Below are 26,346 nucleotides of genomic sequence, written 5' to 3'. Positions count from 1 at the left end.
CAATTAATGAGATCACCGTGCTCGAAGCACTCAAGAAGATGTTCGGCAAAAGCGAGGCCGAGCCGCTCGCGCCTGTTCCCAGTGCTCCTGTCCCGACTGCCGGCAGCCGCAATGACGGTAAACAGCCCGAGCGGACTGCACCTGTCGCCCAGCCGACGCCGCCTGCGGTGATCGCGACTGAACCGGCAAAAGACGTCGCCCCGGCCCCCAAGCCGCGCCGCGAACGTACGCCCAAGCCGCCCGTGATTCCATGGAAACTCGAAGACTTCGTCGTCGAGCCCCAGGAAGGCAAGACCCGCTTCCACGATTTCAAGCTGGCCCCGGAACTGATGCACGCCATCCAGGACTTGGGCTTCCCGTACTGCACGCCGATCCAGGCGCAGGTATTGGGCTTCACCCTGGCCGGCAAAGACGCCATCGGTCGGGCCCAGACCGGTACCGGCAAGACCGCCGCGTTCCTGATCTCGATCATCACCCAACTGCTGCAAACGCCGCCGCCTAAAGAGCGCTACATGGGTGAACCGCGCGCGCTGATCATCGCCCCGACCCGGGAACTGGTGGTGCAGATCGCCAAGGACGCCGCCGACCTGACCAAGTACACCGGCCTCAACGTGATGACCTTCGTCGGTGGCATGGACTTCGACAAGCAACTCAAGCACCTTGAAGCCCGCCACTGCGACATCCTGGTCGCCACCCCTGGCCGCCTGCTGGACTTCAACCAGCGCGGCGACGTGCACCTGGACATGGTCGAAGTGATGGTGCTGGACGAAGCCGACCGCATGCTCGACATGGGCTTTATCCCGCAAGTACGCCAGATCATTCGCCAGACCCCGCCGAAAAGCGAACGTCAGACCCTGCTGTTCTCCGCGACCTTCACCGAAGACGTGATGAACCTCGCCAAGCAGTGGACCACCGACCCGTCCATCGTCGAGATCGAAGCGCTGAACGTCGCCAGCGAAAATGTCGAACAGCACATCTACGCCGTGGCCGGTGCCGACAAGTACAAGCTGCTCTACAACCTGATCAACGACAACGGTTGGGAGCGGGTGATGGTGTTTGCCAACCGCAAGGACGAAGTGCGCCGCATCGAAGAGCGCCTGGTGCGTGATGGCGTCAACGCCGCGCAACTGTCCGGCGACGTGCCGCAGCACAAGCGCATCAAGACGTTGGAAGGTTTCCGCGAAGGCAAGATCCGCGTACTGGTGGCCACTGACGTGGCTGGGCGTGGGATTCACATCGACGGCATCAGCCACGTGATCAACTTCACCCTGCCGGAAGTGCCGGACGACTACGTACACCGCATTGGCCGTACCGGCCGTGCGGGCGCGGCGGGTGTGTCGATCAGCTTTGCGGGGGAAGATGACTCGTATCAGCTGCCGTCGATCGAAACGCTGCTGGGCCGCAAGATCAGCTGCGAGACGCCGCCGACGCACTTGCTACGAGCCGTCGAGCGCAAGCGCCCTTAAAGACTGAAACGCGGTAAAACGTGTGGGAGGGGGCTTGCTGCCGATAGCGGTGTATCAGTCACAACATCATTGACTGACACCCTGCCATCGGGGCATGGGTATCTACACAACTTCCAGTGAATACGGAATCTATGGCAATCAGGCTTCTGTGGTGAGCGGGCTTGCCCCGCGCTGGGCTGCGAAGCGGCCCCTAAAACGTTCACCTCGATTGATTCTGGCACTCTGCGGTGACCTTATTGGGGCTGCTGCGCAGCCCAGCGCGGGGCAAGCCCGCTCACCACAGAGTTATGTGTCAGCCTTTAAGAGTTGTATAGATACCTATGGCCATCGGGGGCAAGCCCCCTCCCACATTTTGATCTCTGCTGGTTTTGAGATCGGTGCCTGGCTGGCTATTTCCAGCGATCCGCCGCGGCGTGATCACTGCTGCGCCCTTCTACCCAGCGCGCGCCCTCAGGGGTGTTCTCTTTCTTCCAGAACGGCGCCCGGGTCTTCAAGTAATCCATCACAAACGCACAGGCATCAAACGCCGCCTGGCGATGGGCACTGGCGGCCGCCACGAACACAATCGGCTCGCCCGGTTCCAGCGCGCCGACACGGTGCAACACTTCGAGCTTGAGCAACGGCCAGCGCTGCTCGGCTTCCACGGCGATCTTGGCCAGGGCCTTTTCGGTCATGCCGGGATAATGCTCCAGGAACATCCCCGACACCTCGCGACCGTCATTGAAGTCGCGCACGTACCCGACAAAACTCACCACCGCGCCCACGCCCACATTGGCCGCGTGCATGGCGTTGACTTCGACGCCGGGGTCAAACGCCCCGACCTGCACACGGATGGCCATGTTCAGCCTCCGGTCACAGGTGGGAAGAACGCGACTTCATCGCCTGCTTGCACCGGTTCGTCGAGGTTGCACAATTGCTCGTTGCGGGCGCACATCAGGCTCGTCTCGTTGAGGACCGCAAACTCCGGGTCACTCGCCAGCGCCAACCGCACGGCATCAACGGTGGCAAACTCACCTTCCATCTCCAGCGAATCGAAGCCCACCGCCTCGGCGTAGCGCGCAAAAAACAGTACGTTGATGCTCATTGTTCATCCGCCTTGAAATGCCCGCTTTTACCGCCGAGCTTTTCCAGCAGGCGAATACTTTCGATCGTCATGCCGCGATCCACGGCCTTGCACATGTCGTAGATCGTCAACGCCGCGACACTGGCGGCCGTCAGCGCTTCCATCTCTACGCCGGTCTGCCCGGACAATTTGCAGCGCGCCACGATATGCACCGCGTCTGCACCCTCGGCGCTCAGTTCGACCTTGACGCCGGTAAGCATCAACGGATGACACAGCGGGATCAGGTCACTGGTTTTCTTGGCGGCCTGGATCCCGGCGATGCGGGCCACGGCAAACACGTCGCCCTTGGGGTGGGCGCCGTCGACAATCATTTGCAGGGTGCTTGGCAACATGCGCACCCGCGCTTCAGCCACCGCCTCACGGAACGTCACGGACTTGTCGGTGACGTCGACCATATGGGCGCGACCTTGGGAATCGAGATGAGTCAGCACGGGGCCTCCTTGAGGCAGAAAAAAAGCTACAAGCTACAAGCCACGAGCTGCAAGTGAAAAAGCTCACTCGATCCACTTGCAGCTTGCGGCTTGCAGCTTAAAGCTTCCCCCTCAGAGATGCGACTCTGCGTATTCGGCCAGGATTGAGCGTGGTACCCCTTGCAGCGCAATGTGCACGCCGTTGGGGAAGTCCTTGAAGCGTTCCGTCAGGTAGGTCAGCCCGGAGCTGGTCGCGGACAGGTAAGGGGTGTCGATCTGCGCCAGGTTGCCCAGGCACACCACTTTGGAACCGGCGCCGGCACGGGTGATGATGGTTTTCATCTGGTGCGGCGTGAGGTTCTGGCATTCATCGATCAAAATCAGGCTCTGCTGGAAGCTGCGACCTCGGATGTAGTTGAGGGATTTGAACTGCAACGGCACTTTGCTGAGGATGTAATCGACGCTGCCATGGGTGTTTTCGTCATCCATGTGCAAGGCTTCGAGGTTATCGGTGATCGCGCCCAACCAGGGTTCCATTTTTTCCGCTTCGGTGCCGGGCAGGAAGCCGATTTCCTGGTCCAGCCCCTGCACACTGCGGGTGGCGATGATGCGGCGATAGCGCTTGGTCACCATGGTCTGCTCGATGGCGGCAGCCAGGGCAAGGATGGTTTTACCGGAACCCGCAGCGCCGGTCAGGTTGACCAGGTGGATGTCCGGATCGAGCAACGCGTACAGCGCCAGGCTCTGATAGATGTCACGCGGTTTCAGGCCCCAGGCTTCCTGGTGCAACAGGGGTTCCTGATGCAGGTCGAGGATCAGCAGCTTGTCGACCTGGATCTCTTTGATCCAGCCCACGAAACCCTGTTCGTCGATGATGAACTCATTGATATGCACGGCCGGCAAATTGTCGATCAATTGAACCTGATGCCAGGTGCGGCCGTGGTCCTGACGGGTTTCGACCTTGCTGACGAGGTCCCAGAACGAGCCCGTCACCGTGTGATAACCACGGGACAGCATCGACACGTCGTCGACCAGTTGGTCGGTACTGTAGTCCTCGGCCGCGATCCCACACGCTCGGGCCTTGAGGCGCATATTGATGTCTTTGGTCACCAGCACCAGGCGCAAGTCCTTGTCGCGCGCGTGCAGGTCGATCAATTGGTTGATGATTTTGTTGTCATTGAGGTTTTCCGGCAGCAGGCTGTTGGGCTCGCTGCGCTTGCTCATCAGGATCGACAGCAAGCCCTTGGGCCCACTTTTGCCACGCTGGATCGGCACGCCGACTTCAACGTCCTCCGGCGAGGCTTCACCCAGGGTCTTGTCGATCAGGCGGATAGCCTGGCGGCATTCGGCAGCCACGCTGTGATGCCCGCTTTTGAGCTTGTCGAGTTCCTCCAGCACGATCATCGGGATAGCGACGTGGTGTTCTTCGAAATTGAGCAGTGCGTTTGGATCGTGGATCAATACGTTGGTATCAAGCACATAAAGGATTGGCTGGTCGGAAGAAGGGGTGCGTCCATGATCATCCATACTCGGTCACCTTTGTGGGAGCCAGTCGACGCAATACCACGACAGTGCTGCGCCTCGATTCGACCACCGACTGCACCTGAGTGACGTCAAGTGCAGTGCCCACCTGAGGAGTCTTGGAAGACGCCACCTGTGTTGCAGGTTTCGGCGATCTGACTTCTTGATACCGCAAAACACATGACAGGAAAAAGCACTTTGACGCTTTTTTGAAGTTTATTTTTCAGGATGACGAATAGCACTAGCCGAGTGCCATGCGCCCCGTTAAAGTCGGAAGTCCGCCTGCATCGAAATGTCGAAAAAAAATAGCCATTTTTGCCTTAAACCCAACAGAACCGGGCACTTCATCTTTTTAACGAAATGCTTCCCGGCAGTCCTGCCACCCCAAGCCACTCTGCGCCGTTGCCTGTAACAACAAAGGCAATGCCACCCGCGCCTTGTCCTGAGTGTCGTGAAACACAATCACCCCTTTGCGCCACAGCAACATCAGCGTGAGCACACGCTGCATCGACTCATCGGCCTTGAGTTTGCCCGGCTCATCCTGGGAGTCGATGTCCCACAACGCCACCTGCAACCCCTGGGATTGAAAGAATCCCTGGCTGTCCGCACGGCGCTGCCCGTACGGTGGGCGGAACAGTGGCACGTAGTTTTCCGGCATCAGGTTCTGCACCAGCGACGCACTGCGAGTGATGGAGCTTTGCCAGTCCACCCAATGGCTGTGGGAACGGTACTGCCACCCCTGGGTGCCAACGCACTGGCCCTGGTACAACGCCTCCACCTCGGCGGCGGAACTGCGCTCCACACGGGTTTGCAGGCTGCTGCCGAGGACGAAGAATGTGACGCTCATCTTCTGTTTGCGCAGGTACTCGGCGAGCCAGTCGGTATTGCCGCTGACCGGTGCCGGGCCACCGTCGAAGGTGAGCAGGAACAGGCGGTCGTTGAATTCGTCGCCATTGCGCTCATGGTCGCCAAAGCGTGCGACTTCGCTGCTGATCTGCGGGAACAATGCAGCCTTGCGCAGCAGTTCGTCCAGGTAGCGTTCGTGGAAGGTATGGCTGGGGGCGGCCCAGCCTATATAGAAGGAATCTTCGCTGACCTCCAGCTTGCCGGCCTGCTCGCGCAGGTCGTCCATGTTTTCCACCAGGTAGCAGAACGAGGCATCCACCTCGCAACTCTGCTGGGCGAAGGTATAGTTCTCCAGCAGGCGCTGCCAGAGCTGGCGGCGCAGGTCGTCGATGGCGGCCAGGTTGATGATCTTCAAGCCCAGGCGCTGTTTGAGCGCGGCGTCATCCAAGGACTCGCTGGCCTGCAGGCTGCGGGCGAACATCAGGATTTCCGCGCGCGAAGCCACATCGAACAGCGCAGGGCTGCTGAGTTTTTCGGGCCAGGTGCCACGGTCCAGGCTGGCTACGTCCACCGGCGCGGCCTGGGCATTCAGGCACAGCAGGCAAGCCGACAACAAAAGCGCTATTCGCACGCAGGGTCTCCCTCTCCAGAGTCGTCGGGCACTATAGCCGATCACGCCTATCGCCATCATAGGTGGAGTCAAACCGCCCCAGCCCCTAGAATCCCCCCACGATTACAGGAGACGACTTCATGCTGACGGTGATTTCCCCCGCCAAGACCCTCGATTTCGAGTCAAAACCGGCCACCCCACGCTTCACCCAGCCGCAATACCTCGACCACTCCCAGGAACTGATCGAGCAATTGCGCGAGCTGAGCCCGGCGCAAATCAGTGAGTTGATGCACGTTTCCGACAAAATCGGCGGCCTCAACGCCGCACGCTTCGGCAGTTGGACCCCGGCCTTCACCCCCGAGAATGCCAAGCAAGCCCTGCTCGCATTCAAGGGCGACGTGTACACCGGCCTCAACGCCGACACCCTCAGCGATGCCGACTTCAGCTACGCCCAGGACCACTTGCGCATGCTCTCGGGCCTGTACGGCCTGCTGCGCCCCCTGGACCTGATGATGCCGTACCGCCTGGAGATGGGCACCAAGCTGGCCAACGCCCGTGGCAAGGACCTGTACGCCTTCTGGGGCACGCGCATCAGCGAATGGCTCAACGAAGCCCTGGCCGAGCAAGGTGATGACGTGCTGCTCAACCTGGCGTCCAACGAGTACTTCTCGGCGGTCAAGCGCACAGCCCTGAACGCGCGGATCATCAATACCGAGTTCAGGGACTTCAAGAACGGCCAGTACAAAATCATCAGCTTCTACGCGAAAAAAGCCCGGGGCATGATGAGCCGCTTCGTGATTGAAGAGCGCATCAACGATCCGGCCAAGCTCAAGCAGTTCGATGTGCAGGGTTATCGCTTCAACGCGGAGCAGTCCAAACCGGACAACCTGGTGTTTTTGCGCGATCACGCACCGGAATAAGGCTCTCGAAGGCAGAAATTTTCAAATGTGGGAGGGGGCTTGCCCCCGATGGTGGTGGTTCAGCCATAGAAGTTGAGGCTGACACATCGCTATCGGGGCAAGCCCCCTCCCACATTTTTGTCTGGATTTCACATCACGGATCGTCAACTTATTGGCGTCAAAAAATATCCTGAAGCATCTCTAACAATTCTTTCACTCGACATTCGTCGTTTTTTTTCGTAGTGGCACCACTTTTTTTAAACACTAGTGGCACAAAACTATCTCTTCGCGCCAACTCCCTACAACTACTGGCCCAAATAGCAAGTGCTATCAATATAGTACCAGTGCCATCTCGGCTAATATTTCAAGAAATTTCCACGCTCAAGATAAGCGGTCTGGAACTTCATCCAAAAGCACGGCTCATACCACCGGTAACGAAATTCTGCGTTTCTGTAGGAGATGACTTACACGGCGATCAACGGAAGTAGCGAAGTTGTCACATTAAACTTTGACTCATTGGTCATATTGCCAACCGATTAATTAAGAGCGGCGACAAGGATGATTTGCTTCTCCCTATAAGGCCAAGGCTAAGCTTCCCCTAATGGTCAGTGAGACAACCCAAGGCATTGATATTTAAAGGCTTACTGCCTCTATCAAATCCCTGAGGCACTGGCGCCAGGCCCTTCTCCCAGGAAGGCCGGCTGCATTTGAGGGCAGGCTCCAACAATAAGGCCCCGCTGCGCACAACTTGAGTGCAATCGTTAGTCACTCATTATTCAACATGCCTGTACGCGGTAAGTCGGCGTCTATTCGCCCAACTTTCGTGGCATTTGTGACGCTTGCAAACATGAACTCCGGCCATTAATTGGCATGTTTAACACAGTCTTGAATGACAAAGAGGTAAATGCGATGCGCATCAGCATATTTGGTCTTGGTTACGTTGGCGCGGTGTGTGCCGGTTGCCTGTCTGCCCGTGGCCACGAAGTGGTCGGTGTAGACATCTCCAAGGATAAGATCGACCTGATCAACGCAGGCAAATCGCCAATCGTTGAGCCGGGTCTGGGCGAGCTGTTGAGCCAGGGTATCGAAACCGGTCGACTGCGCGGCACCACCAACTTCGCCGAGGCCATCCGCGATACCGACCTGTCGATGATCTGCGTCGGCACGCCGAGCAAGAAAAACGGCGACCTGGAACTGGACTACATCGAAGCCGTGTGCCGCGAGATCGGTTTTGTCCTGCGTGACAAAGCCACCCGTCACACCGTCGTCGTGCGCAGCACCGTGCTGCCAGGCACCGTGGCCAACGTGGTGATCCCGATCCTCGAAGACTGCTCCGGCAAGAAAGCCGGCGTCGACTTCGGTGTCGCGGTCAACCCGGAATTCCTGCGTGAATCCACCGCCATCGCCGACTACGACCTGCCACCGATGACCGTTATCGGCGAGTTCGACAAAGCCTCCGGCGATGTCCTGCAGTCGCTGTACGAAGAACTCGACGCACCGATCATCCGCAAGGACATCGCCGTTGCCGAGATGATCAAGTACACCTGCAACGTGTGGCACGCCACCAAGGTGACCTTCGCCAACGAGATCGGCAACATCGCCAAGGCCGTCGGCGTCGATGGTCGTGAAGTGATGGAAGTGGTCTGCCAGGACAAGACCCTCAACCTGTCCCAGTACTACATGCGCCCAGGCTTCGCCTTCGGCGGCTCGTGCCTGCCCAAAGACGTGCGCGCCCTTACCTACCGCGCCAGCACCCTGGACGTGGAAGCACCGCTGCTCAACTCGCTGATGCGCAGCAACGAGTCCCAGGTGCAGAACGCCTTCGACATCGTTTCCAGCCACGACAAGCGCAAAGTCGCCCTGCTGGGCCTGAGCTTCAAGGCCGGCACCGACGACCTGCGCGAAAGCCCGCTGGTAGAACTGGCCGAAATGCTGATCGGCAAGGGCTTCGACCTGAGCATCTACGACAGCAACGTCGAGTACGCCCGTGTCCACGGTGCGAACAAGGACTACATCGAAGGCAAGATCCCGCACGTGTCGTCCCTGCTCAACTCGGACTTCGACGACGTGATCAACAACTCCGACGTGATCATCCTCGGCAACCGTGACGAGAAATTCCGCGCCCTGGCGCAGAACGCACCGCACGGCAAGCAAGTGATCGACCTGGTGGGCTTCATGTCCAAGGCGACCTGCACGACCGGTCGCACCGAAGGCATTTGCTGGTAACAGCAACGGCAAGTTTCGCGCTGCACCTGTGCTGATCCCCAGCAGGTGCAGCCGGAGCCTTCTTCACCTTCGGATGACGCTTATGTCCAAGTTAAAACACGTACTGCTCCAATCCGCCGGCTGGCTGTTCTTTCTGAGCCTGCTGATGGGTCTCGCCCTGCTGTTGCCGGCGAGTACGTTCGACTCCGAGTCGAAGAATTTTATTTTCCTGATTGGCGCCGTCGGCATCTGGCGCTACTCGATGGGTGCTACGCATTTCTTTCGCGGCATGCTGTTTTTGTACGTGGTCTACCCGCACCTGCGCCGTAAAGTGCGCAAGCTGGGCAAGGCCGCCGACCCATCCCATGTGTTCCTGATGGTTACCAGTTTCCGGATCGATGCGCTGACCACCGCGCAGGTCTACAGCTCGGTGATTCGCGAAGCCATCGAATGCGGCTTCCCCACCACCGTGGTCTGCTCGCTGGTGGAAATGTCCGATGAGCTGCTGGTCAAGAGCCTCTGGGAAAAAATGAACCCGCCGGAGCACGTCAAGCTCGACTTCGTGCGCATCGCCGGTACCGGCAAGCGTGACGGCCTGGCCTTCGGTTTCCGCGCCATCTCCCGCCACCTGCCGGACGACCGCGCCGTCGTGGCGGTGATCGATGGCGACACCGTGCTCGCCGAAGGCGTGGTACGCAAGACCGTCCCCTGGTTCCAGCTATTCGGCAACGTCGGTGGCCTGACCACCAACGAATTTTGCGAAGTGCGTGGCGGCTACATCATGAGCGAGTGGCACAAACTGCGCTTCGCCCAGCGCCACATCAACATGTGTTCCATGGCCCTGTCCAAGCGCGTGCTGACCATGACCGGTCGCATGTCGGTGTTCCGCGCCAGCGTCGTCACCGACCCGGGCTTTATCGCCGATGTGGAAAGCGACTCGCTGCAACACTGGCGCCTGGGCCGCTTCAAGTTTCTCACCGGCGACGACAAGTCGAGCTGGTTCAGCCTGATGCGCCTGGGCTACGACACCTTCTACGTGCCCGACGCCGCGATCAACACCGTGGAACACCCGCCGGAAAAGAGCTTCATCAAGGCCAGCCGCAAGCTGATGTTCCGCTGGTACGGCAACAACCTGCGCCAGAACTCCCGCGCCCTGGGCCTGGGCGTACGCCGCCTCGGCCTGTTCACCAGCGTGGTGCTGTTCGACCAGCGCGTATCGATGTGGACCTCACTGCTCGGCCTGACCGTGGCGATCATTGCCACCTTCAAATACGGCGGTGCGTTCATCCTCGCGTACCTGCTGTGGATCGGCATCACCCGCCTGATCCTTACGCTGCTGCTGTCGTGCTCCGGCCACAAGATCGGCCCGGCTTACCCGGCGATTCTCTATTACAACCAGATCATGGGCGCGCTGGTGAAGATCTACGTGTTCTTCCGCCTTGATCAACAGTCCTGGACCCGCCAGGACACCAAACTGACCCGCGATTTGGCCAGCTTTCAACGTTGGTTCAACACCTGGTCGTCTCGGACCATGACCTTCTCCGCCGGCAGCATCTTCGTCGCCGTTTTGCTGATGATGGTCTGAACCTGCCAAGCCTGAATTAACTTAGGAATACACCTGATGAATAGCCAAGCAAACGTCAACGTTGTCCACGAATCCGAAGCCCAGCGCCAACACGCACGGGTCAAAATCCCGGCCAAGCTGCGCTTTTTCGGCAATGACGGCAAACCCACCGAAGCGCGGGTGATCGACCTTTCCGCCGGCGGCCTGGCATTCACTGCGACCCAACCGCTGAACGTTGGCGAAGTGCACAAGGGCCGCCTGCAGTTCGTGATCGATAACCTCGGCCTGGCGATGGACGTCGAGTTGCAGATTCGCTCCTACGACCGCCAGAGCGGGCGCACCGGTTGCCAGTTCCAGAACCTGGAGCCACAGGATATCTCGACCCTGCGCCACCTGATCACGTCGCACTTGTCCGGCGACATCGTGTCCATGGGCGACGTGCTGGCCACCCTGCAACGCGACAACTTCACCAAGGCACGCAAGGTCAAGGACGGCGGCAGCGGCATGACCGCGTTCGGTCGCCTGCGCGCCGTGGTGTTCAGTGCCGGTATCTTCATCGTTGGTCTGGCGGCGTTCGGGTTTGTCTTCAAGTCGGTGTACGGCATGTACTTCGTCAGCCATGCCCAGGCCGGCCTGGTGAGTGTGCCCGGCATGAACGTGACGATGCCGCGCGACGGCACCGTGCAAAGCCTGCTCAAAGGTGACGCGATTGCCGCCAAAGGCGCGCCGCTGGCGACCTTCAGCACCAGCATGCTCGATGTGCTCAAAGGCCACCTGGACGAAGACCAACTGCAACCGGCCAAGGTTGAAGAACTGTTCGGCAAGCAAATGACCGGCACCCTGACCTCGCCGTGCGATTGCGTGGTCGCCCAGCAAATGGTCGCCGACGGTCAGTACGCCAGCAAAGGCGATGTGATCTTCCAACTGGTGCCACGTGGCGCCGCGGCCAATGTGGAAGCGCGCTTCACCTATCGCCAGTTCGGCGACGTGCGCCCAGGTACGCCTGTGAGCTTTCAGGTCGCCGACGAAGAACAAGTGCGCACCGGCACCATTGTCAGCAGCACCAGCCTGAACAGCGCCGACCTGTCCTCCGACATCCGCGTACAGATCAAGCCGGATGCACCGCTGGACAGCGCTTTCGCCGGCCGCCCGGTGGAAGTCACCAGCGACCGTGGCCCATCGCTGAACTGGCTGATCGACAAAGCCATGGCTCACGGTCTGTAAGCGAGGACATGCCTGTGAACCCTATATCAATAACAACACCGACCCATGTGGGAGCCGGGCTTGCCCGCGATGCAGGCGACTCGGTACATCCGTTACACCGCGCCGATGCCATCGCAGGCAAGCCAGCTCACACACAAAGCAGATCGCACTTCGCCTCGGCCTATTGCGCGCTGGCCCTTGCGGTCAGCCTGGCCGGTTGCGCCGGCCTGCCCGACCAACGCCTGGCCAATGAAGCGCTCAAGCGTGGCGACACTGTCACCGCGCAGCACAACTACCAGCAACTGGCAGACCTGGGTTACAGCGAGGCCCAGGTGGGCCTGGCCGATATCCAGGTAGGCACCCGCGACCCGGCGCAGATCAAACAGGCCGAAGCCACTTACCGTGCAGCGGCGGACACCTCGCCGCGTGCCCAGGCTCGCCTCGGTCGCCTGCTGGTGGCCAAGCCTGGCTCCACCGAAGCCGAACACCATGAAGCCGAAGGCCTGCTGAAAAAAGCCTTTGCCAATGGCGAAGGCAACACCCTGATCCCGCTGGCGATGCTGTACCTGCAATACCCGCACAGCTTCCCGAATGTGAACGCCCAGCAGCAGATCAGTAAGTGGCAGGCCGCCGGTTATCCGGAAGCCGGCCTGGCCCAGGTGCTGCTGTATCGCACCCAGGACACCTACGACCAGCACTTGGATGATGTGGAGCGCATCTGCAAAGCCGCGCTGAACACCACCGATATCTGCTACGTCGAACTGGCCACGGTCTACCAGAAGCAAGCCGCGCCGGAAAAACAGGCCGAATTGCTCAAGCAGATGGAAGCTGGCTATAGCCGTGGCACCGTCACCGCCCAACGCGTCGACAGCGTCGCTCGCGTGCTCGGCGACGCCACCCTTGGCACCCCAGACGAAAAAACCGCCCAGGCCCTGCTGGAAAAAATCGCCCCTGGCTACCCGGCGTCCTGGGTCAGCCTGGCACAACTGCTCTACGACTTCCCGGAGCTGGGTGACGTCGACCAGATGATGAAGTACCTCGACAACGGCCGCGCCGCCGACCAGCCCCGCGCCGAATTGCTCTTGGGCAAGCTCTACTACGAAGGCAAGTGGGTCCCGGCAGATGCCAAGGCCGCCGAAGCGCATTTCGAAAAAGCCGTGGGCAAGGAAGTCGCTGCCGATTACTACCTCGGCCAGATCTATCGCCGTGGCTACCTCGGCAAGGTCTATCCGCAAAGAGCCCTGGACCACTTGCTGACCGCTGCGCGCAACGGCCAGAACAGCGCCGACTTCGCCATCGCCCAACTGTTTTCCCAAGGCAAGGGCACCAAGCCCGACCCATTGAACGCCTACGTCTTCAGCCAATTGGCCAAAGCCCAGGACACCCCGGAAGCCGTTGAGCTGGCCACCCAGCTCGAAGCGCCTCTGACGCCTGAACAACGCGCCCAGGGCCAACGCCTGGTGCAACAGGAACTGGCCACCCGCGGCACCCTGGCCCAGAGCACGTTGCAACTGCACGCCCTGGATGAAGAAGACGACGGCGAGGAATCCCTATGAAGCTCAACCCATTCGTCAAGGCCGGCATTGGCCTGACCTTCGCCCTGCTGTGGTCGTGCCCGACCCTGGCCGCGCTGACCGAAGCCAAGAACTTCGGCCTGGAAGTGAAAATCACCGGCCAGTCCGAAGATGACCGCGACCTGGGCACGCAAAAAGGCGGCGACGTCAACGGCGTCGGTATCGACCTGCGCCCGTGGATCTACGGTGAAAGCGGCAACTGGAGCGCTTATGCGATGGGCCAGGCGGTTGCCTCCAGCGACATCATCGAAACCGACACCCTGCAACAATCGGCCGATGACGAAAACCAGCAAACCACCAACAACGATCGCAAGACCAAGAAAAACTACTTGGCGATGCGCGAGTTCTGGGTCGGCTACAGCGGCTTCACGCCCTACCCTGGTGAGATCCTCAAGCTCGGTCGCCAACGCCTGCGCAATGACGACGGCCAATGGCGCGACACCAACATCGAAGCGCTGAACTGGACCTTCGACACCACGCTGCTCAAGGCCAATGTGGGCGTCGCCGAACGCTTCAGCGAATACCGCACCGACCTCAAGGAGTTGTCGCCCGTCGACAAGGACCGCCAGCACCTCTACGCCGACGCCGCCTACCAGTGGACGCCGGGGCAGTGGATCGGCCTGCGCGGTCATCACACCCATGACAACGGCAAGCTCGACTATCCGGAACCGGGCGTGGCCACCGATTCGTTGGACAAGCGCGAAAACGGCGACCTGACCTGGCTCGGCATCGAAGCCAACAGCGACGCCTACAACTGGCGCAACACCAACACCGTCAACTACTGGGCCAGCGTCACCGGCATGCGCGGCGATCGCGACAAGGTCAACGCGTTGAAGTCCGACGGTTCGAGCCCCGACCAAGCCAAGCGCAGCGATGACGTGAGTGGCTGGGCCACTGACCTGGGTATCCGCCTGCGTCTGGACCCGCAGTGGCAAGTCGGTGCGGCCTATTCGCGCGCCAGCGCCGAGTACGAGCAGAACGGCCTGCAAAGCAACCGTTCGAACTGGACCGGCACCCAGTCGCGCGTGCACCGCTTCGGCGAAGCGTTTCGCGGCGAAATGAACAACATGCAGTCCATGAGCCTGTTCGGTTCCTGGCAGCTGCGCGAGGACTACGACGCCAGCCTGGTGTACCACAAGTTCTGGCGCGTCGACGGCAACAAGGCCGTGGGCAGCAATGGTATCGATGCGGTGCAGAACAACACCGATGACGTGACCGGCGCAATCGTGTCCAGCACCTCGCTGCCGCTGGAAGATGGCAAGAAAGACCTGGGTCAGGAGATGGACCTGGTCGTCACCAAGTACTTCAAGAAAGGCCTGCTGCCGGCCGCGCTCAGCCAGTCGGTTGACGAACCCTCGGCCCTGGTGCGTTTGCGTGCCGGCGTGTTCAAGCCGGGCGACGCGTATGGCAGCAAAGTCGACTCCTACATGCACCGCGCCTTTGTCGACGTGGTCTGGAAATTCTGATGGGAGCCTGCGCCATGAATCCTCAAAGCCTGCTCGTCGCGGCCATGCTGCTGGCCAGCGCCTCGGCCCTGGCCGACACGCCGGCCAAGGCGCCGACCATCGCCAAGGAACTGCAACAGGCCAAGACCTACACCATTTCCAGCCCGCCCACCGCGCCGCTGGAAATGGCCAAGCCGACCCTGCCGGACCTGTCGGGCTACACCGCCGCCGCGATGGAAAAGAAGATCGTGCGCAGCAAGCCCGGCAAAATCAGCATCCGGCGCATGATGCAGGAAGACGCCCTCAAGGACTTTATCGGCGGCGACAACAAGATGGCCGAATGGGTGGTGCGCCAGCACGGCATTCCCCAGGCCATCTTCGTCGACGACGGCTACATGAACCTCAAGGACCTCTTGGGCAAGGTGCCCAAGCAGTACTTCAGCGAAACCTCGCCGGGCGTATTCCTGGCCAAGTTGCCCATCGTGGTCGGGCGCAAGGGCATCTTGGACATCGATAAAAAGACCCAGGAACTGCGCCTGTCCCAGCAGGCCGGTTCGTTCCTGATCAACGACGGCCAGCTATTTGTGCGTGACACCAAAATCACCGGTTGGGACGAAAAGGCCAATGGCCCGGCGCTGTTCAAGTCGCCCAAGGAGTTCCGCCCGTTCCTGCTGGCCTGGGGCGGCACCGAGACATACATCTCCAAGACCAAGATGGCCAGTTTCGGCTACGCCAACAGTAAGTCGTACGGGGTGAGTATTTCCCAGTACACGCCGAACATGGCCAAGGTGCTCAAGCGCGCGGAACCGACCGGCTGGATCATCGACTCCGAGTTCTCGGACATGTGGTACGGCTTCTACTGCTACGAGACCACGGGCTTTGTGATCAAGGGCAATACCTACAAGGACAACATCGTCTACGGCATTGACCCCCACGACCGTTCCCACGGCCTGATCATCGCGGACAACACCGTCTACGGCACCAAGAAGAAGCACGGCATCATCATTTCCCGGGAAGTGAACGACAGCTTCATCTTCAATAACCGCAGCTACGACAACAAGCTCTCGGGCCTGGTGCTCGACCGTAACAGTGTCAACAACGTGGTGGCCGACAACGAGTTCTACCGCAACCACACCGACGGCATCACCCTCTATGAGAGCGGCGACAACCTGCTGTGGGGCAACAAGGTGATCAGCAACCGTCGCCACGGCATTCGGGTGCGTAACAGCGTGAACATCAAGCTCTACGAAAACACCTCGATGGCCAACGGCCTGACCGGCGTGTATGGCCACATCAAGGATCTAACCGACACCGACCGCGACATCGCCCTCGACCCGTTCGACGCCAAGGTCTCGCTGATCGTGGTCGGCGGTGAACTGGCCGGTAACGGCAGCGGGCCGCTGTCCATCGACTCGCCACTGAGTATCGAGCTGTACCGCGTGTCGATGCTGGCGCCGACCAAATCCAGTGGCATCAGCTTCTCCGGCGTCCTTGGCGAACGCCAGGAAGAAATTCTCGACCTGCTGGTGCGCCAGCAGAAAGCCGTGCTGATCGACCCTGTCGAACGCCAGACCGAAATGCAGGACTGAGGATGACCCTTATGCACCCACACATGATCAAACTGCTTAGCCTCTCGGGTCTGACCCTCGGCCTGCTCGCGGCCAGCCAGGGCGTACGCGCCGACGACCTGAAGGCACCGACCTTCACCGCCGAACCGTGCTGCAGCCTGTGCCCGGCCGCCCATGACGCGAAGAACTACACCACGCGCTACCAGCAGAACTTCACCACCCTGGTACAAGCCCAGGGCGACTGGCTGTTCCGCACCCAGGAAGACCTGCGCACCGAATTCGACACCAGCCCTTCAGGCTACAAACGCATGCAGCAGTTGCACGATGCGTTCAAGGCCAAGGGCGTGGAGCTGGTGGTGGTCTACCAGCCGACCCGTGGCCTGGTGAACCGCAACAAGCTCAACCCCGAAGAGAAAGCCAAGTTCGATTTCGACAAGGCCCTGGGCAACTACAAAACCATGCTCGGCCGTTTCGCCAAGATGGGCTACGTCGTGCCGGACCTGTCGCCGCTGACCAATGAGCAACTGCCGGAAGAACTGCCGGCCCACGATTTCTACTTCCGCGGCGACCAGCACTGGACCCCATACGGCGCCCAGCGCACCGCAAAAATCGTCGGTGCCAAAGTGCGTGCCATGCCCGAGTTTGCCGATATTCCCAAGCGTGAATTCGAGACCAAGCGCTCGGGCCGCATGGGCAAGACCGGGACCCTGCACAACATGGCCGGGCAGCTGTGCGGCACCAGCTACGCGATCCAGTACATGGACCAGTTCACCACCGAGCCCAAGGGCGAAGCGGGCGACGGCGACCTGTTCGGCGATTCGGGCAACCCGCAGATCACCCTCGTGGGCACCAGCCACAGCGGCAAGAACTACAACTTCGCCGGCTTCCTGGAACAGGAAATCGGTGCCGACATCCTCAATGTCGCCTTCCCCGGCGGTGGCCTGGAAGGCTCGATGATCCAGTACCTGGGCAGCGATGAATTCCAGAAGAGCCCGCCGAAGATCCTCATCTGGGAGTTCTCGCCGCTGTACCGCCTGGACCAGGAAACCATCTACCGCCAGATGATGTCGCTGCTGGACAACGGCTGCGAAGGCAAGACCGCCCAGATGACCGCCAGCACAACGTTGAAACCCGGCAAGAACGAATTGATGGTTAACAGTTCGAACAAAGACCTGCGCAACGCCAACCATCAGGTTGATATCCGCTTCGCCGATCCGTCGGTGAAAACCTTGCAAGCCACCCTCTGGTACATGAACGGGCGCCACGAGGACATCAAGATCGAGAAACCCGAAACATCCGATACAGACGGGCGTTTCGCCTTTGAACTGCGCACCGATGAAGACTGGGCCTCGCAGAACTTGCTGGCCGTGGAAGTGCAGGGCCCCGAAGCGGGCGCTGCCGCGCAGAAGGTCGAAGCGAAAATTTGCACACGCAACGTATTCCCCGCGGGTGGTCAACAGACTGCATCAACGCCGTGAAATAAGCGTGCAATGAGGTTACTTATGCAAAAGTTATTGATTCCATCGTTGCTCGGCCTGGCGATCTTTGCCGGCTCCGTCAACGCCGCCGCTCCGCTGCGTCCGCCCCAGGGCTACTTCGCACCGATCGAAGCGTTCAAGACCGGCGACTTCAAGGAAAACTGCGACACCATGCCGACGCCGTACACCGGCCCGCTGCAATTTCGCAGCAAGTACGAAGGCTCCGACAAGGCCCGTTCGACGCTGAACGTGCAGTCCGAGAAAGCCTTTCGTGACAGCACCGCCGACATCACCAAGCTGGAAAAAGACACCAGCAAACGCGTGATGCAGTTCATGCGCGACGGCCGCCCGGAGCAGCTCGAATGCACGCTGAACTGGCTGGTGTCGTGGGCCAAGGCCGATGCGCTGATGTCCAAGGACTTCAACCACACCGGCAAGTCCATGCGCAAATGGGCGCTGGGCAGCATGGCCTCGGCCTATGTGCGCCTGAAGTTCTCCGACTCGCACCCGCTGGCCAACCACCCGCAGGAAGCCCAACTGATCGAAGCCTGGTTCAACAAACTGGCCGACCAGGTGGTGAGCGATTGGGACAACCTGCCCCTGGAAAAAACCAACAACCACTCCTACTGGGCCGCCTGGTCGGTGATGGCGACGTCCATCGCCACCAACCGTCGCGACCTGTTTGACTGGGCGGTGAAGGAATACAAAGTCGGCGTGAACCAAGTCGACGACCAGGGCTTCCTGCCCAACGAATTGAAGCGCCAGCAGCGGGCCTTGTCGTACCACAACTACGCCCTGCCGCCGCTGTCGATGATCGCCAGTTTTGCCCTGGTCAACGGTGTTGACCTGCGCCAGGAAAACAACAGCGCGCTCAAGCGCCTGGGCGACAAGGTGCTGGCCGGGGTCAAAGACCCGGAGATCTTCGAGCAGAAGAACGGCAAAGAACAGGACATGAAGGACTTGAAGCAGGACATGAAATTCGCCTGGCTCGAACCCTTCTGCACCCTCTACACCTGCGCCCCGGATGTGGTGGAGCGCAAGCACGGGATGCAGCCGTTCAAGACGTTCCGCCTGGGGGGTGACCTGACCAAGGTGTACGACCCGGCGCATGAAAAAGGCAACAAAGGTAGCTAAGGCTGAATGGATTACCTGTAGTGAGCGGGCTTGCCCCGCGCTGGGCTGCGAAGCAGTCCTAATCGATCCGCCGCCGTGTGCCAGGCATACCGCGGTGTAGGGTTTTGGGGCGGCTTCGCCACCCAGCGCGGGGCAAGCCCGCTCACTACAAAAGCTGCATCGCCGCCCATGAAGTTGTGGGGGGTTTGGGGGGGCTGCGGCCCTTGACTGTTGGTTAAACATGGAGAGATCGGGATGGTTTTCTCGTCCAATGTGTTCCTGTTTCTGTTCTTGCCGATCTTTCTCGGCTTGTACTACTTGAGCGGGCAACGCTATCGCAACCTGCTGCTGCTGATTGCCAGCTATGTGTTCTACGCCTGGTGGCGAGTGGACTTCCTGGCGCTGTTCGCCGCCGTGACGCTGTGGAACTACTGGATCGGCCTCAAGGTCGGTGCCGCCGGCGTGCGCACCAAGCCGGCCCAGCGCTGGCTGCTGCTCGGCGTGGCCGTCGACCTGTGCATCCTCGGCTACTTCAAGTACGCCAACTTCGGCGTCGACAGCATCAACGTCATGATGAAGTCCGCGGGCCTGGAGCCGTTCATCCTCACCCACGTGCTGTTGCCGATCGGGATCTCGTTCTACATTTTCGAGTCCATCAGCTACATCATCGACGTGTACCGTGGCGATACCCCGGCGACCCGCAACCTGATCGACTTTGCGGCGTTCGTGGCGATTTTCCCGCACTTGATCGCCGGCCCGGTGTTGCGTTTTCGCGACCTGGCCGACCAGTTCAACAACCGCACCCACACCCTCGACAAGTTCTCCGAGGGCTGCACGCGGTTCATGCAGGGTTTCATCAAGAAAGTGTTTATCGCCGACACCCTCGCGGTGGTGGCCGACCATTGCTTTGCCCTGCAAAACCCGACCACCGGCGATGCCTGGCTCGGCGCGCTGGCCTACACCGCGCAGCTGTACTTCGACTTCTCCGGCTACAGCGACATGGCCATCGGCCTGGGCTTGATGATGGGTTTTCGCTTCATGGAAAACTTCAAGCAGCCATACATCAGCCAGTCGATCACCGAGTTCTGGCGCCGCTGGCACATCAGCCTGTCCACCTGGCTGCGTGACTACCTGTACATCACCCTGGGCGGCAACCGCAAAGGCACGCTGACCACCTACCGCAACCTGTTCCTGACCATGCTGCTGGGCGGTCTGTGGCACGGTGCAAACATCACCTACATCGTGTGGGGCGCCTGGCACGGCATGTGGCTGGCGATTGAAAAAGCCATCGGACTGAACACTGCGCCGCGCAGCTTCAACGTGTTGCGCTGGGCCTTCACCTTCCTGCTGGTGGTGATGGGCTGGGTGATCTTCCGCTCCGAAAACCTGCATGTCGCCGGCCGTATGTACGGTGCGATGTTCAGCTTTGGCGAGTGGTCGCTGTCGGAACTCAACCGCGCCAACCTCACGGGCCTGCAAGTGGCAACCCTGGTGGTGGCGTACGCAACCTTGGCGTTCTTCGGCCTGCGCGATTTCTACACCAACCGCCCTGCCGAAAAAACCAAGCCGGTCGACCCAAGCCTGATCAAGGCCGTACCGGGCGACAACCCCGGCAGCATCCACCAGCCAGGTTTCACCGTTGGCCAGGACGCTGCCGTGCAACCGGCCTACTGGACCGCTGACTGGCCACGCTACGCCATGCGCGCTGCGGTGCTGCTGCTGTTCGTGGCGTCGATTCTCAAACTGTCGGCGCAGAGTTTCTCGCCGTTCCTTTACTTCCAATTCTGAGGGAGCCGACCATGACCCGTTCATTACGCGTCCTCTATATCAGCCTGTTCATGGTGCTGCTGCTGGCCCTGGGCGCCTGGTCGCTGCGTAGCTTCCTGGGCTTTAGCACCAACGCCGACGCCACGGTGCTCAACGGCCGCTGGACCAAGGCCGTCGAGACGCACTACGACGACGAGTTCCCGATCAAGCGCATCGGCACCAACCTGTGGGCGGCGCTGGATTACAAGCTGTTCAATGAAGGCCGCCCCGGCGTGGTACTGGGCCGTGATCACTGGCTGTACAGCGACGAGGAGTTCAACCCCGCCGTCAACGAAGACCAGAACCTGCAAGGCAACTACGCGCTGGTCGAAGGCGTGCGCCAGAAGCTCAAGGCCCAGGGCATCCAACTGGTGATGGCGATCGTGCCGGCCAAGGTGCGCCTGTACCCGGAACACCTGGGTGAAGTGAAACCGGCGAGCATCCACGCCACTCTGTACCAGGACTTCCATGCCCGTGTCGCTGCCGACAACATCCCGGCGCCCGACCTGCTCGGCCCGTTGCAACAGGCCAAGCTGGGCGGCAAGCAAGTGTTCCTGCGCACCGATACCCACTGGACGCCAGATGGCGCCGAAGTGGCGGCCAAGCAATTGGCCAAGGCAATTGCCGACAAGACCCCACTGAGTGGCGAGCCGCAGCGCTTTGTCACCGAGGCCGAAAAGACCGAGCCGCACAAAGGCGACCTGCGTCTGTTCCTGCCCCTGGACCCGCTGTTTGAAAACCTGATGCCGCCAAAAGAGCCGCTGGAAAAACGCGTCACCCACCTGGCCGAAACCAAAGGCGACGACGCGCTGTTTGCCGACAGCGAAACCCCGGTGGCATTGGTCGGCACCAGCTACAGCGCCAACCCCAACTGGAACTTCGTCGGCGCCCTCAAGCAAGCCCTGGGCAGCGACGTGGTCAGCTACGCCGAAGACGGCCACGGCCCGATCCTGCCGATGCTCAGCTACCTCAAGAGTGACGACTTCAAGAACAGCCCGCCCCAGGTGCTGATCTGGGAGTTTCCTGAACGCTATCTGCCTGTGAACAACGAAATCGGTGATGCCGACCCTGCGTGGGTTGCGCAACTTAAACAAGCCGGTTCGCGCCAACAAAACATGGCTTTGAACACCCTTAAAAAATCCGAGACGCCCGACCGGGCGCAAAACTGAAAGAGAGGTAACTCACATGACTTTCACTACTACTCCGCGTCGTCTCGCTAAGACTCTGGCCCTGGCTGCCGGTATGAGCTTGGTATCCCTGTCCGCCTTCGCCGGTGACGCTGCCTTGTACGGCCCAGTCGCACCGAAAGGCTCAAGCTTCGTGCGTGTCTACAACGCCTCCAACCAGGAAGTCAGCGCGACTGTCGGCAGCACCAACCTCAGCGAAGTGGCCCCGCTGGCGAGCAGCGACTTCAGCTTCATGCCCGGCGGCGACTACAGCGCCAAGATCGGCAGCCAGACCGTGCCGGTCAAACTCGCCGCCGACCACTACTACACCCTGGTCAACAGCGGCAGCGGCCAGCCTCAGTTGATCGAGGAACCGCCGTTCAAGAACAAGCAGAAGTCCCTGGTGCGCGTGCAGAACCTCAGCGACAAGGCCCTGACCCTGAAGACCGCCGATGGCAAGACGGATGTGGTCAAGTCGGTGGCGGCCAAGGGCCGTGGCGAACGTGAAATCAACCCGGTGAAGGTGAGCCTGGCGTTGTATGACGGTGACAAGAAAGTCGGTGATGTGAAGCCGGTTGCGTTGGAACGTGGTGAAGCGGCGGTGCTGTATGTCACAGGTTCGGGTTCGAGCCTGTCGCCAGTCTGGGTGAAACGCCCGGTATCGACCCGCTGATCGCGTGAGTAATGAGCGACAAGCTTCAAGCTGCAAGTGAAGAGCTGTTACTTGCAGCTTGTGGCTTGCAGCTCCCAACTATCTTTTAGGAGAAACACCCATGATCCCAGTAATCCTTTCCGGTGGTAGCGGCTCACGTCTTTGGCCGCTTTCGCGCAAACAGTTCCCCAAGCAATTCCTGGCCCTGACCGGTGAGCACACGCTGTTCCAGCAAACCCTGGAACGCCTGGTATTCGAAGGTATGGACTCCCCGATCGTGGTCTGCAACAAGGACCATCGCTTCATCGTCAACGAGCAACTGGCCAACCGTAAACTGGAGTGCCAACGCATCCTGATGGAACCGTTCGGTCGCAACACCGCGCCGGCTGTGGCCCTGACGGCGATGATGCTGGTCAACGAAGGCCGTGACGAGCTGATGCTGGTGCTGCCCGCCGACCACGTGATCGATGACCAGAAAGCCCTGCAACGCGCCCTGGCCCTGGCCACCGTGGCGGCCGAGCGTGGTGAGATGGTGCTGTTCGGCGTGCCGGCGACCCGCCCGGAAACCGGTTATGGCTACATCAAGTCCACCAACGACTCGCTGCTGCCCGAAGGCGTGAGCCGCGTCGAGCAGTTCGTGGAAAAACCCAATGAAAAACGCGCCATCGAGTTCGTCAAAAGCGGCGGTTATTTCTGGAACAGCGGCATGTTCCTGTTCCGCGCCAGTCGTTTCCTCGAAGAACTGAAAAAGCACGATCCGGACATCTACGACACCTGCGTGCTGACCTTGGAACGCAGCCAGCAAGACGCCGACACCGTGACCTTCGACGAAGCCACCTTTGCCTGCTGCCCGGACAACTCCATCGACTACGCCGTGATGGAAAAAACCCAACGCGCCTGCGTCGTACCGCTGAGCGCCGGTTGGAGCGACGTGGGCTGCTGGGCCTCGCTGTGGGCGGTCAACGATAAAGACGCCAACGGCAACGTCACCAAGGGCGACGTGGTGATCCAGGACAGCAAGAACTGCATGATCCACGGCAACGGCAAGCTGGTGTCGGTGATCGGCCTGGAAAACATCGTGGTGGTGGAAACCAAGGACGCGATGATGATTGCCCACAAGGACAAGGTCCAGGGCGTCAAGCAGATGGTCAACACCCTCAACGAACAGGGCCGCAGCGAGACCCAGAACCACTGCGAAGTCTACCGCCCGTGGGGCTCCTACGACTCGGTGGACATGGGCGGTCGCTTCCAGGTCAAGCACATCTCGGTCAAGCCGGGCGCGTGCCTGTCGCTGCAAATGCACCACCACCGCGCCGAACACTGGATCGTGGTCAGCGGCACCGCCGAAGTCACCTGTGACGAGAACGTGTTCCTGCTTTGCGAGAACCAGTCCACCTATATCCCGATCGCCTCGGTGCACCGCCTGCGCAACCCCGGCAAGATCCCGTTGGAGATCATCGAAGTGCAATCGGGCAGCTACCTGGGCGAAGACGATATCGAGCGTTTTGAAGATATCTACGGTCGCTCGACGCCGGTTGAACGTGGCGTGTCGGTGAAAACTATCGCGCAGTAAAACAGTCGTACAAGAAGCCCCCGTCCAGCCGACTGCGTCCCCTATCCGCAGCCGGTTGGGCGGGGGCTTTTTGTTGGGGATTTGCGCTGGCTGTCAGGGCCTCATCGGGGCATGGGTATCTACACAACTTCCAGTGAATACGGAATCTATGGCAATCAGGCTTCTGTGGTGAGCGGGCAAGCCCGCTCACCACAGAGTTATGTGTCAGCCTTTAAGAGTTGTGTAGATACCTATGCTCATCGGGGGCAAGCCCACCACAGCACTCAAGCTACCCAATCCCACCTACGCTTAAGTTAGGATGCTCGTTCCCTATTCGAGGTGGTCTCCATGTTCTTCGGTGTTCTCCTGATCATCACTTGGCTGATCCTGCTGCTACGCTACCCCGCCAAAGCCCTGCCGGTATCGCTGGCCGCCGCCGTCGGCCTGGGTTTCGTGGCCGTCTGGGTAGTCTGGCTGGACAACCGCGAAGCCTCGCAACTGGCGCGCCTGGAGCTGCGCATTACCTACGCACCGCAGGAATGCCCCGCCGACCGCCCGCTGAAACTGACCCTGAACAATGGCAACGACGTACCGCTGACCGAACTGCGCTGGCGCGTCGCGGCCTATGCGCCGGGGGACACGGTCAACCTGGCCGATAACGTCTACGCCGCCCCGCGCTATCGCGGCCCCGGCGAGTTGCAGGCCGGCGCCACCTGGGACGATTGCCTGCCCACCCCGCCGCTGCGCCCCGGCTACCGCCCGCAAACCCTGGAATTTCGTGCCGAGCACCTGCAAGGCAGTTTCTCGGACTGACAAAGGATTGACCCATGCCCAATGTACTCATCACCGGTTGCTCCAGTGGCATCGGCCGCGCGTTGGCCGATGCCTTCAAGGTCGCCGGCTACGACGTATTGACCAGCGCCCGCCGCGAAGACGATGTGATCGCCCTCAACAACGCGGGTTTTCATGCCGTGCTACTGGACGTGAATGACGCTTCTGCGCTGCAGACCCTGGCCACGAACCTGGACGAACTCGATGTGCTGATCAACAACGCCGGCTACGGCGCCATGGGCCCGCTGCTTGATGGCGGCACCGAGGCGATGCAGCGTCAGTTCGAGACCAATGTGTTTTCCATCGTCGGCGTCACCCAGGCACTGTTCCCGGCCCTGCGCAAGCGCAAAGGCCTGGTGGTGAATATCGGCAGCGTTTCCGGGGTGCTGGTCACGCCATTTGCTGGTGCTTACTGCGCCTCCAAAGCGGCGGTGCATGCCTTGAGCGATGCACTGCGCATGGAACTGGCGCCGTTTGGCGTGCGGGTGATGGAAGTACAGCCCGGCGCCATCGATACCAGCTTTGCAAAAAACGCCGGCGCCCAGGCCGAGTTATTGATCAACGAACAATCGCCGTGGTGGCCATTGCGCGAAGGCATTCGCGCACGTAGCCAAGCGTCCCAGGACAAACCGACGCCAGCCACGGTGTTTGCAGCGGATGTGCTCAACGCCGTGCAACAGGCAAAGCCGCCACGCCTGTTACGCTCGGGCAATGGCAGCCGGGCGTTGCCGTTGATGGCGGCGTTGTTGCCCAAAGCATTATTGGAAAGCGTGTTGAAAAAACGCTTTGGTTTGAAGGGGAGTTTGTAAATGATCGACTACAGCGACTTCTTCGAAGAAGTCATCCAGACCCACGTCGAGATCGAGCAATGGTTTGCCGGGGTTGCGCCTGACGGCACCTTGCAAAACCTGCTTGCGCGCTTCTCGCCGGAGTTCAGCATGATCGCCCCCGCCACCGGCACACGCGTCAATGCAGCCGGGGTCAACGCGCTGTTCACGCGCCTGGGCGGAATGCGTCCGGGGCTGAAAATCACCTTGAGTGAAATGGCTGGGATTGACCGGCATGCACGCGGTGCGACGGTGACTTATCGTGAGCATCAGGTGGACAACAGCGGCACCCAAACGGATCGGCGGGCCACCGTGGTGTTTGAGAAGCAGGCGAGTGGCGCGCTGTTGTGGCGCCATTTGCATGAAACCTATGTAGCTCAATGAACTAACTGCCCAGCCGGATCCTACAAAAAACAGCGAATGGGCTGACAGCATTACAAGGAAACTATCCCCAGGCTCTTTCACCTCTGTCTACTCACAGGTGAAA

General features: G+C 60.4%; 22 protein-coding genes. 17 read left to right on the top strand and 5 right to left on the bottom strand.

Features of this window, described 5'->3' with window-relative positions:
• Positions 1-17 precede the first annotated feature (17 nt).
• Positions 18-1,466, top strand: coding sequence for an ATP-dependent RNA helicase RhlB (rhlB, locus tag PspS35_RS05630; RefSeq protein ID WP_174244787.1), 1,449 nt, complete (start codon positions 18-20; stop codon positions 1,464-1,466).
• Between the two features lie 389 nt (positions 1,467-1,855).
• Here rhlB and moaE read toward each other — a convergent pair whose 3' ends face one another.
• From moaE to PspS35_RS05605, 5 genes are all read right to left on the bottom strand, one after another.
• On the bottom strand, positions 1,856-2,305 hold the full coding sequence (gene moaE, locus PspS35_RS05625) for a molybdopterin synthase catalytic subunit MoaE (RefSeq protein ID WP_159933094.1): 450 nt from the start codon (positions 2,303-2,305) through the stop codon (positions 1,856-1,858).
• Positions 2,306-2,307: 2 nt separating this feature from the next.
• Positions 2,308-2,550 carry a molybdopterin converting factor subunit 1 gene (gene moaD, locus PspS35_RS05620; protein ID WP_159933093.1) on the bottom strand — a complete coding sequence of 81 codons (243 nt, stop codon included), beginning with the start codon at positions 2,548-2,550 and terminating at the stop codon, positions 2,308-2,310.
• Complete coding sequence (moaC, locus tag PspS35_RS05615) at positions 2,547-3,020, bottom strand: cyclic pyranopterin monophosphate synthase MoaC (RefSeq protein WP_159933092.1); 474 nt, start codon at positions 3,018-3,020, stop codon at positions 2,547-2,549. The genes moaD and moaC overlap by 4 nt, the downstream gene beginning before the upstream one ends.
• Before the next feature lie 111 nt (positions 3,021-3,131).
• Positions 3,132-4,526: a PhoH family protein gene (locus tag PspS35_RS05610; protein ID WP_032886372.1), complete on the bottom strand. Its 1,395-nt coding sequence runs from the start codon at positions 4,524-4,526 to the stop codon at positions 3,132-3,134.
• 346 nt (positions 4,527-4,872) lie between these two features.
• A complete protein-coding gene (locus PspS35_RS05605) occupies positions 4,873-5,997 on the bottom strand; it encodes a polysaccharide deacetylase family protein (RefSeq protein ID WP_159933091.1) in 1,125 nt (374 codons plus the stop codon).
• 119 nt (positions 5,998-6,116) lie between these two features.
• Between PspS35_RS05605 and yaaA the strand changes: the two genes are divergently transcribed.
• From yaaA to PspS35_RS05525, 16 genes are all read left to right on the top strand, one after another.
• Complete coding sequence (gene yaaA / locus PspS35_RS05600; protein ID WP_159933090.1) at positions 6,117-6,896, top strand: peroxide stress protein YaaA; 780 nt, start codon at positions 6,117-6,119, stop codon at positions 6,894-6,896.
• Between the two features lie 888 nt (positions 6,897-7,784).
• Positions 7,785-9,101, top strand: a complete 1,317-nt coding sequence (locus tag PspS35_RS05595) for a nucleotide sugar dehydrogenase (RefSeq protein ID WP_159933089.1) — start codon at positions 7,785-7,787, stop codon at positions 9,099-9,101.
• A gap of 82 nt (positions 9,102-9,183) precedes the next feature.
• Positions 9,184-10,665, top strand: coding sequence for a mannuronan synthase (gene alg8 / locus PspS35_RS05590; protein WP_122755618.1), 1,482 nt, complete (start codon positions 9,184-9,186; stop codon positions 10,663-10,665).
• A gap of 36 nt (positions 10,666-10,701) precedes the next feature.
• Entirely contained in the window at positions 10,702-11,868 is a 1,167-nt protein-coding gene (locus PspS35_RS05585) for an alginate biosynthesis protein Alg44 (protein ID WP_159933088.1), read from the top strand.
• Positions 11,869-11,978: 110 nt separating this feature from the next.
• Positions 11,979-13,403: an alginate biosynthesis TPR repeat lipoprotein AlgK gene (gene algK / locus PspS35_RS05580; protein ID WP_159937986.1), complete on the top strand. Its 1,425-nt coding sequence runs from the start codon at positions 11,979-11,981 to the stop codon at positions 13,401-13,403.
• Positions 13,400-14,887, top strand: coding sequence for an alginate export family protein (locus PspS35_RS05575; RefSeq protein ID WP_159933087.1), 1,488 nt, complete (start codon positions 13,400-13,402; stop codon positions 14,885-14,887). Before algK ends, PspS35_RS05575 begins: the two co-directional genes overlap by 4 nt.
• Entirely contained in the window at positions 14,887-16,455 is a 1,569-nt protein-coding gene (gene algG, locus PspS35_RS05570; protein ID WP_159933086.1) for a mannuronan 5-epimerase AlgG, read from the top strand. The genes PspS35_RS05575 and algG overlap by 1 nt, the downstream gene beginning before the upstream one ends.
• 11 nt (positions 16,456-16,466) lie before the next feature.
• Positions 16,467-17,912 carry an alginate O-acetyltransferase gene (locus PspS35_RS05565; RefSeq protein WP_159937985.1) on the top strand — a complete coding sequence of 482 codons (1,446 nt, stop codon included), beginning with the start codon at positions 16,467-16,469 and terminating at the stop codon, positions 17,910-17,912.
• A 24-nt stretch (positions 17,913-17,936) separates the two neighbouring features.
• The gene (locus PspS35_RS05560; RefSeq protein ID WP_159933085.1) at positions 17,937-19,046 is read left to right on the top strand and encodes a mannuronate-specific alginate lyase; all 1,110 of its coding nucleotides are present in this window, start codon (positions 17,937-17,939) and stop codon (positions 19,044-19,046) included.
• A 234-nt stretch (positions 19,047-19,280) separates the two neighbouring features.
• On the top strand, positions 19,281-20,813 hold the full coding sequence (locus tag PspS35_RS05555) for an MBOAT family protein (protein WP_150760461.1): 1,533 nt from the start codon (positions 19,281-19,283) through the stop codon (positions 20,811-20,813).
• Between the two features lie 11 nt (positions 20,814-20,824).
• Entirely contained in the window at positions 20,825-22,000 is a 1,176-nt protein-coding gene (locus PspS35_RS05550; protein ID WP_159933084.1) for an alginate O-acetyltransferase, read from the top strand.
• Positions 22,001-22,016: 16 nt separating this feature from the next.
• The gene (locus PspS35_RS05545; protein ID WP_159933083.1) at positions 22,017-22,670 is read left to right on the top strand and encodes an alginate O-acetyltransferase AlgF; all 654 of its coding nucleotides are present in this window, start codon (positions 22,017-22,019) and stop codon (positions 22,668-22,670) included.
• A gap of 100 nt (positions 22,671-22,770) precedes the next feature.
• Positions 22,771-24,222: a mannose-1-phosphate guanylyltransferase/mannose-6-phosphate isomerase gene (locus PspS35_RS05540; RefSeq protein ID WP_159933082.1), complete on the top strand. Its 1,452-nt coding sequence runs from the start codon at positions 22,771-22,773 to the stop codon at positions 24,220-24,222.
• A gap of 327 nt (positions 24,223-24,549) precedes the next feature.
• Positions 24,550-25,014 carry a multidrug transporter gene (locus PspS35_RS05535; protein ID WP_072434202.1) on the top strand — a complete coding sequence of 155 codons (465 nt, stop codon included), beginning with the start codon at positions 24,550-24,552 and terminating at the stop codon, positions 25,012-25,014.
• A gap of 14 nt (positions 25,015-25,028) precedes the next feature.
• Positions 25,029-25,841, top strand: coding sequence for an SDR family oxidoreductase (locus tag PspS35_RS05530; RefSeq protein WP_159933081.1), 813 nt, complete (start codon positions 25,029-25,031; stop codon positions 25,839-25,841).
• Positions 25,842-26,243 carry a DUF4440 domain-containing protein gene (locus tag PspS35_RS05525; protein ID WP_074843947.1) on the top strand — a complete coding sequence of 134 codons (402 nt, stop codon included), beginning with the start codon at positions 25,842-25,844 and terminating at the stop codon, positions 26,241-26,243.
• The last annotated feature ends 103 nt before the right edge of the window (positions 26,244-26,346 follow it).

The sequence above is a fragment of the Pseudomonas sp. S35 genome, assembly GCF_009866765.1.
GTDB lineage: Bacteria > Pseudomonadota > Gammaproteobacteria > Pseudomonadales > Pseudomonadaceae > Aquipseudomonas.
Note: the sequence above shows the minus strand (reverse complement) of the source record. Positions and strands in the feature narration are given on the sequence as shown.

What these genes read in the sequence shown, in the direction of transcription:
- moaE (WP_159933094.1), bottom strand. Translation starts at nt 2,305, where the DNA reads ATGGCCATCCGTGTGCAGGTCGGGGCGTTTGACCCCGGCGTCGAAGTC.
- moaD (WP_159933093.1), bottom strand. Translation starts at nt 2,550, where the DNA reads ATGAGCATCAACGTACTGTTTTTTGCGCGCTACGCCGAGGCGGTGGGC.
- PspS35_RS05610 (WP_032886372.1), bottom strand. Translation starts at nt 4,526, where the DNA reads ATGGATGATCATGGACGCACCCCTTCTTCCGACCAGCCAATCCTTTAT.
- yaaA (WP_159933090.1), top strand. Translation starts at nt 6,117, where the DNA reads ATGCTGACGGTGATTTCCCCCGCCAAGACCCTCGATTTCGAGTCAAAA.
- PspS35_RS05595 (WP_159933089.1), top strand. Translation starts at nt 7,785, where the DNA reads ATGCGCATCAGCATATTTGGTCTTGGTTACGTTGGCGCGGTGTGTGCC.
- alg8 (WP_122755618.1), top strand. Translation starts at nt 9,184, where the DNA reads ATGTCCAAGTTAAAACACGTACTGCTCCAATCCGCCGGCTGGCTGTTC.
- PspS35_RS05585 (WP_159933088.1), top strand. Translation starts at nt 10,702, where the DNA reads ATGAATAGCCAAGCAAACGTCAACGTTGTCCACGAATCCGAAGCCCAG.
- PspS35_RS05575 (WP_159933087.1), top strand. Translation starts at nt 13,400, where the DNA reads ATGAAGCTCAACCCATTCGTCAAGGCCGGCATTGGCCTGACCTTCGCC.
- algG (WP_159933086.1), top strand. Translation starts at nt 14,887, where the DNA reads ATGGGAGCCTGCGCCATGAATCCTCAAAGCCTGCTCGTCGCGGCCATG.
- PspS35_RS05565 (WP_159937985.1), top strand. Translation starts at nt 16,467, where the DNA reads ATGCACCCACACATGATCAAACTGCTTAGCCTCTCGGGTCTGACCCTC.
- PspS35_RS05560 (WP_159933085.1), top strand. Translation starts at nt 17,937, where the DNA reads ATGCAAAAGTTATTGATTCCATCGTTGCTCGGCCTGGCGATCTTTGCC.
- PspS35_RS05555 (WP_150760461.1), top strand. Translation starts at nt 19,281, where the DNA reads ATGGTTTTCTCGTCCAATGTGTTCCTGTTTCTGTTCTTGCCGATCTTT.
- PspS35_RS05550 (WP_159933084.1), top strand. Translation starts at nt 20,825, where the DNA reads ATGACCCGTTCATTACGCGTCCTCTATATCAGCCTGTTCATGGTGCTG.
- PspS35_RS05545 (WP_159933083.1), top strand. Translation starts at nt 22,017, where the DNA reads ATGACTTTCACTACTACTCCGCGTCGTCTCGCTAAGACTCTGGCCCTG.
- PspS35_RS05540 (WP_159933082.1), top strand. Translation starts at nt 22,771, where the DNA reads ATGATCCCAGTAATCCTTTCCGGTGGTAGCGGCTCACGTCTTTGGCCG.
- PspS35_RS05535 (WP_072434202.1), top strand. Translation starts at nt 24,550, where the DNA reads ATGTTCTTCGGTGTTCTCCTGATCATCACTTGGCTGATCCTGCTGCTA.
- PspS35_RS05530 (WP_159933081.1), top strand. Translation starts at nt 25,029, where the DNA reads ATGCCCAATGTACTCATCACCGGTTGCTCCAGTGGCATCGGCCGCGCG.
- PspS35_RS05525 (WP_074843947.1), top strand. Translation starts at nt 25,842, where the DNA reads ATGATCGACTACAGCGACTTCTTCGAAGAAGTCATCCAGACCCACGTC.